This window comes from Falsiroseomonas oryziterrae, assembly GCF_021864505.1.
Lineage (GTDB): Bacteria > Pseudomonadota > Alphaproteobacteria > Acetobacterales > Acetobacteraceae > Falsiroseomonas > Falsiroseomonas oryziterrae.
This window is the reverse complement of record NZ_JAKJIB010000251.1, coordinates 1-6,302: the sequence shown is the minus strand read 5'-3', so window position 1 is coordinate 6,302 and position 6,302 is coordinate 1. Positions and strand designations below refer to the sequence as shown.

Annotated in this window: 7 protein-coding genes; 2 read left to right on the top strand and 5 right to left on the bottom strand. The window is 73.4% G+C overall.

What is annotated here, in order from left to right; translation table 11 throughout:
* Window positions 1–1,064 (top strand): Bug family tripartite tricarboxylate transporter substrate binding protein (locus tag L2I40_RS17175; protein WP_308116435.1); only part of this gene is annotated, 1,064 nt, incomplete at its 5' end.
* A gap of 49 nt (window positions 1,065–1,113) precedes the next feature.
* Here the strand turns inward: L2I40_RS17175 and L2I40_RS17170 are convergent.
* Both L2I40_RS17170 and L2I40_RS17165 read right to left on the bottom strand, forming a co-directional pair.
* Window positions 1,114–1,419 (bottom strand): hypothetical protein, encoded by a 306-nt coding sequence (locus L2I40_RS17170; RefSeq protein WP_237216414.1) that lies wholly within the window; start codon window positions 1,417–1,419, stop codon window positions 1,114–1,116.
* A 1-nt stretch (window position 1,420) separates the two neighbouring features.
* Window positions 1,421–1,627: a hypothetical protein gene (locus L2I40_RS17165; RefSeq protein ID WP_237216413.1), complete on the bottom strand. Its 207-nt coding sequence runs from the start codon at window positions 1,625–1,627 to the stop codon at window positions 1,421–1,423.
* Between the two features lie 106 nt (window positions 1,628–1,733).
* Between L2I40_RS17165 and L2I40_RS17160 the strand changes: the two genes are divergently transcribed.
* Complete coding sequence (locus L2I40_RS17160) at window positions 1,734–2,399, top strand: tyrosine-protein phosphatase (protein WP_237216412.1); 666 nt, start codon at window positions 1,734–1,736, stop codon at window positions 2,397–2,399.
* On the opposite strand, the gene L2I40_RS24485 is transcribed toward L2I40_RS17160, so the two are convergent.
* The 3 genes from L2I40_RS24485 to L2I40_RS17145 all read right to left on the bottom strand — a co-directional run bounded on the left by L2I40_RS24485 (window position 2,386) and on the right by L2I40_RS17145 (window position 6,295).
* Window positions 2,386–3,057, bottom strand: coding sequence for a CatB-related O-acetyltransferase (locus L2I40_RS24485; protein ID WP_272910983.1), 672 nt, complete (start codon window positions 3,055–3,057; stop codon window positions 2,386–2,388). The genes L2I40_RS17160 and L2I40_RS24485 overlap by 14 nt on opposite strands.
* A 17-nt stretch (window positions 3,058–3,074) precedes the next feature.
* The gene (locus L2I40_RS17150; protein WP_237216411.1) at window positions 3,075–4,829 is read right to left on the bottom strand and encodes an ABC transporter ATP-binding protein; all 1,755 of its coding nucleotides are present in this window, start codon (window positions 4,827–4,829) and stop codon (window positions 3,075–3,077) included.
* Between the two features lie 224 nt (window positions 4,830–5,053).
* Entirely contained in the window at window positions 5,054–6,295 is a 1,242-nt protein-coding gene (locus L2I40_RS17145; RefSeq protein WP_237216415.1) for a CCA tRNA nucleotidyltransferase, read from the bottom strand.
* Window positions 6,296–6,302 lie beyond the last annotated feature (7 nt).

The following is a 6,302-nucleotide window of genomic DNA, read 5'->3' as shown; positions in this document are numbered from 1 at the left end:
GCCGCCGCAAGCCGGCCGGCGGCCCGCCCGGCTACCGCCACGCGGGCGCCCATGCGACCGAGTCCCCAACCAACATGGAGGATCGTCGCATGATCGCCCGCCGCGCGCTGCTCGCCGCATCGGCCGCCACCCTCGCCGCGCCCGCCCTGGCCCAGGGCGCGCCCTGGCCCAACCGGCCGGTCCGCGTCATCGTGCCCTGGCCGCCCGGCGGCTCCACCGACGTGCTCTGCCGCCTGCTCTGCGAGCAGATGCAGGCCCGCCTCGGCCAGCCCTTCACCATCGAGAACCGCCCGGGCGCGGGCGGCAACATCGGTGCCGACGCGCTCGCGAAGAGCGCGCCCGACGGCTACACCATGGCGCCGCTGACGCTCGGCGCCTGGCACATCAACCAGTTCCTCTACACGCGCCTGCCCTACGACCCGCAGCGCGACTTCCAGCCGATCTCCATGCACTGGGAGCTGCCGAACGTCGTCGTCGTCTCGGCGCAGCACAACCCGGCGAACACCCTGCAGGAGTTCATCGCCTGGGCGCGCGCGCAGCGGAACGGGGCGTCCTTCGGCTCGCCGGGCGTGGGCACGACGGCGCACCTGACCGGCTCGCTCTTCACCAGCCGGCTCAGCATCGACGGCACCCATGTGCCCTTCCGCGGCGCGGCGCAGATCATCCCGGCGATGCTCGCCGGCGACCTCAATTTCGCGATCGATAACCTGGCCAGCTACATCCCCGTCATCCAGGAAGGCCGGATGAAGGCCTTCGCCGTGACGAGCGCGGAGCGCTGGCCGACGCTGCCCAACATCCCGACCATGGCCGAGGCCGGGGTGCCGGACATGGTGGTGACGTCCTGGTGCGCCATGGCCTTCCCCGCCGGCGTCCCCGCCCCGATCGTCGAGCGCGCCGCCACGACGATCCGCGAGATCAAGCAGGACGCTGCCTTCGCCGAGCGCTTCCTGCGCGCCGGCGCGCGCCCGGTCTGGAGCACGCCCGCGCAGGTGACGGAGCGCGTGAACCGGGAGCGGCCGATGTGGCAGGAAGTGGTTCGCGTCTCCGGCGCGAGGCTCGACTAGCAGCAGACGGCCGCGCGGGAGGGCATCGCCCTCCCGCGCCAGCGCTTCGCTATTCCTCCACCGCCTTGCGGTCCGCCTCGCGGTCGTGACGCGAGCGGTTGTCGCGGTAGCCGCGGCTGTTGCCGCTCGGCGTATCGCCGTCGGTCGCGTGCGATTTCGAGCTGCGCAGCGGATCGACCGCGCTGTGCTTCTCGTCGCGCTCGCCACCACCGCCCGAGATCTTGCTGACGCGGGGATTGGTGCTGGTGGCGCCCGGCGGATGCGCCGGCGGCGGCTCCGGCATCGGCTTCGAGGCGTCCTCGTGGCTCGCCCCGGGCCCGCCCCAGCGCTTCGTGTTGGGGTGCTTCTCCGGCATCTCAGCGGTCCTGCTGGTAGCCCTGGTGGTGCGTGTTCTGCCAGGTGTTGCCCTGGCGTTCCTGCTGCTCGAGCTTCCGCTTCTTCGACTCGATGTTCTGCTCCGCCTCGTTGGCGGGCAGCGACCCCTCGCCCGGCGTGGCGCTGCCGGTCCCGGCGGGGCTGACGCCGGCGGGCGGCACGGGCGGCATCTTGGCCTTGTTCGACATGGGCTTGTCCCTGGCTGGTTGAGACGAGCCAACGCGACGCAGGGTCGGTCCGTTCGTTCCGCCGCCTCTCTGGCCTTCCGCCGCGGCCCCGGCCATATCCGCCGGCGTGCCCGACCTCTCCACCCTTTCAGGCCGCCGCGGCGCCTGGCTGAACAGCCTGCTCGTGGACCACGCCATCCTGCGCCTCGGCTGGCGCAACTGGGGCGTGGTGGAGCCGGGCCGGCTCTACCGCTCGAACCACCCGCTGCCCTGGCAGCTCGAACAGGCGAAGCGGCGGCACGGGCTGCGCAGCGTCATCAACCTGCGCGGACACCGGCAGGACTGCGGGTCGGACGCGCTCGGCCGCGCGCGCGCCGGCGAGCTCGGCCTGATCCATGCCGATGCGCCGTTCGAGAGCCGCGGCGCGCCGCACAAGGACCGCATCCTGCGCCTCGCCGGCCTGTTCGCCGAACTGCCGGAGCCGGTGCTGATCCACTGCAAGTCGGGCGCCGACCGCACGGGCCTCGTCGCCGGCATCTGGCTGCTGCTGCAGGGCAAGCCCGTCTCGGCCGCGCTCGACCAGTTGCATTGGCGCTTCGGCCATGTGGCGGCGAGCCGCACCGGCATCCTCGACGCCTTCTTCCAGGACTACGCGTCGTATCAGGCGGCGCACGGGCCGAAACCCTTCCTCGACTGGCTGCGTCAGGACTACGACGAGGGCGACCTGCGCGCCCGCTTCCGCAGCAAGCCCTGGGCGGACCGGCTGGTGGACGGGGTGCTCAGGCGGGAGTGAGCCCCTCGTCGCGGGCGAATTGCTCAAGCTCCGCCACGCTTCCCTTCACCAGTGCCGGCACCGCGCGCGCGATGCGCTCGACCGGCCAGTCCCACCAGCCGAGCGCCACCAGCCGCGCCGCCTCCGCCTCCGGATACCGCCGCCGCACCACCCGCGCCGGGTTGCCGGCGACCACCGCGTAGTCCGGCACGTCGCGCGTCACCACCGACCGCGCGCCGACCACGGCGCCATGGCCGATGCGCACGCCCGGCATGACCAGCGCCTCCATCCCGATCCACACATCGTGCCCGACCACCGTGTCGGCGCCCGGCTTCCACAGGTAGTCGGACAGCGGCAGCAGCTCGGCGAAGGCGCCGCCCAGTATGCCGAAGGGATAGGTGGAAGGCCCCGCCAGCGCGTGGTTCGCGTCGGGGAACATGAAGCTCGCGCCGGTCGCGAAGGCGCAGAACTTCCCGATGCGAAGCCGCGTCTCGCCCGAGATGTTGTAGAGCAGGTTGCGCCCGAAGAAATCGCGGCCGTGCACGGGATCGTCGTAGTAGCTGAAGGCGCCGACCTCGACATTCGCCGGCGCCGCCTCGCCCAGCGACGCCAGCAGCGGCTGCAGGAACACCACCCGCGGCAGCTCGGGCAGCGGGTGGATGGCATCGGGATCGGGCAAGGGTTCCCGCAGCATCGTCACGCCACGAAGGCCTGCGTCTTCACCAGCCGCGCATAAAGCCCTTCGCGCGCCATCAGCTCGGCATGCGTGCCCTGCTCCACCGCGCGGCCGGCCTCCATCGCGACGATCAGGTCGGCATCACGCACCGTGGACAGCCGATGCGCGATCACCAGCGTGGTGCGCCCCGCGCGCAGCCGCGCGATCGCCTCCTGCACCAGCGCCTCGTTCTCCGCATCCAAGGCGCTCGTCGCCTCGTCCAGCAGCAGCACGCGCGGGTTGCGCAGCAGCGCACGCGCCAGCGCCACGCGCTGCCGCTGCCCGCCCGACAGCCGCGAGCCGCCGGGGCCGAGCACCGTGGCGTAGCGGTCCGGCAAGGCGTCGATGAAGTCATGCGCGGCGGCGGCGCGGGCGGCCGCCTCCACCTCCTCATGCGTAGCCCCCGGCCGGCCGCAGGCGATGTTCGCCAGCACCGTGTCGTCGAAGATCACCGCATCCTGCCCGACATAGGCGATGGCGTCGCGCAGCGAGGCGAGCGTCACGCTCCGCAACTCGGCGCCGTCCAGCGTGATGCGGCCCGCCGTCGCGTCGTAGAGCCGCGGCACCAGCGCGAGCGCGGTGGATTTTCCCGCGCCCGAAGGCCCGACGAGCGCCACCGTCCGCCCGGGCTCCGCGACGAAGGACAGGTCGCGCAGCGCCGCATCGGGCACACCGTCATAGGTGAAGCCGACGGCGTCGAAGACCACGCGACCATGCCCCGCCGGCAGCGTCTGCGCGCCTGGCGCATCGGCGATGCGCGGCGCCTCGTCCACCGTTGCAAAGGTTCGCGACAGCCCCGCCAGCCCTTCCTGCAGCGCCGCGTTCAGCGAACCCAGCGCGCGCACCGGCCGTGCCGCGATCAGCAGCGCGGCGACGAAGCCGGTGAAGTCGCCGATCGTCCCGAGCCCCTCCGACACGCGCCAGCCGACGAAGCCGAGCACCGCCGCCACCGCGACGCCGCCAAGCACCTCCAGCACGGGATCTAGCCGCGCGCGCCGCTGCTGGATGGCGAAGGTGCTCTCGCGCAGGCGGGCGAAGGCGGTCTCCGCCCGCGCCTGTTCTGCCGCTTCCAGGCGATAGGTCCGGACGACCCGCGCCGCGCCGAGGCTCTCGGTCAGCAGCGCCGCCGTCTCGCCCACCCGGTCCTGCATCCCGGCCGAGGCGCGGCGGATGCGCTTGCCGATCGCCACGATCGGCCAGGCCGCGATCGGGTAGAGCAGCGCCGCCAGCAGCGCCATCTTCCAGTCCATCCAGAGCATCGAGCCGACGAGGCCGATGATGGTGAAGACATCGGCGAAGCCGCTCAGCGCCTTCGACAGCGCCTCCCGGATCAGCGCCGCGTCGGTGGTGAAGCGCGCGGCGTGGCGCGCCGGCGCCTCGCGCGCCACCTGCGCGAGGTCGGCCCGCGTCAGCGCGGCGAACAGCCGCTTCTGCAGCCCCTCGATCACCCGCAGCACGATGGACTGGGTCGAGATCGCCTGGCCGTACATGGCCAGCGCGCGCGCCGCGGTGACGGCGATGATCACGGGCGGCAGCAGCCAGACGACCTGCGCGTCGCCGGCGGCGAAGCGGTTGAAGGCCTCCTGGATGATGATGGGATAGAGCGCGGTGGTGGCCGCCAGCGCCAGGGTGCAGACGATCGCCAGCGCCAGCAGCCTCGGATGCTGCCGCACATGCTCGCGCCAGAGCCGCAGCACGAGCGGTACGGATGCGGCGTCGAAGGCGGGACGTGCCATGCTCTCTCGCGCTCCCCGGCTGGGGAGGGTCATCCCTGTCTCCCTACCCCGCTTGCGGGGGAGGGTCAGGGTGGGGGTTCGTGATTCGGCGCGGCAGCGCCGACCGGGCCCCCTCTACCCCGCCCCCCGACTCTCTGCGAGGGTCGCGCAGCCGCCGAATCCGCTTGCCACCCGGCCAGGGATGCGCTAGTTCTCTATTTGTTCCTGTCTCGCCGCGCGACCCGTCAGGTCCCGCGCGGTGGGTCCTTGGCGGGGTGCTGCCCTGGGGGATCGGTCGGGGCGGCGGGCCCGTACGCCGCCCCGTCCACGATCCGGGCCTGTGCCTCGCGCAGGCAGGCGTCGCGATCCGCCCCGGCGCCGCCGGCGATCCACCAGCCGCGCAATTCCGACAGCAGCCGCCCCATCGCCGGACCCGGCGCCACGCCGAGTTCCAGCAGGTCGCGGCCGAGCAGGGGGAAGACGGGGCGCTCCATCGCCCCTACCGCGTCGCGCAGCGCGGCGCGGTCCTGCCCGTCGCGTGCCTCGGCCAGCCAGAGTTCGCCTGCCGCCTGCTCCTTCGGTCGTTCGGCCAGCCAGGCGCGGAGAGCCGATTTGTCCGAAACCGACAGCGCCGCCGGCACGGATAAAGCCGCAAAGTGCCAAAGCGCCTCGCGCTCCTCGTTGGAGAGGCGCAACCTCCGCGCCAGCGCCGGCACCGGATCGGCCGAGGGCAGCAGCGCCGCCAGCCGCAGCAGGGGCTCCGCCGGCGCGCCGCGCGCCACCAGCCGGCCGAGCGGGACGAAGCCCCCCGCCTCCGGCAACACCGCGGCCAGCAGCCCGCACTCGCGCATCAGGGCGAGCGCCTCCACCGGGTCGGGTGCCGCGAGCAGGCGCTTGAGCTCCATCCAGATCCGCTCGGGCGCGATGCGCGCGGCGAGCCCCGGCACCGCGGCGCGGATCGCCGCCAGCGCGGCCGCGTCCGCCGCGCCACGGCCGTAGCGGGCCCAGAAGCGGAAGAAGCGCAGCGCGCGCAGGTAGTCCTCGCGCAATCGCGTCGCCGGATCCCCGACGAAGCGGACCCGCCCGGCCTCGAGATCCTCTCGCCCGCCGAAATAATCCCAGAGCTGGCCGCCGGCATCGAGCGACATGGCGTTGATGGTGAAGTCGCGCCGGGCCGCGTCCTCGCGCCAATCCGTGGTCCAGGCGACCTCGGCGTGGCGGCCATCGGTCGCGACGTCGCGCCGCAGTGCGGTCACCTCCACCGGCACGCCGCCGAGCACGGCGGTCAGCGTGCCATGCGCCAGGCCCGTCTCGAACACCTTGAGACCCGCCGCCGACAGGCGCCGCGCGATCTCCTCGGGCGGCATCGGCGCGGCGACGTCCACGTCATGCACGGCGACGCCGGCGAGCGCGTCGCGCACCGGCCCGCCGACGACGCGCGATCCCGGAAGCGCGGCGAGCACCGCCGCCGGCGCAGGCTCCGACAGGAAGGCG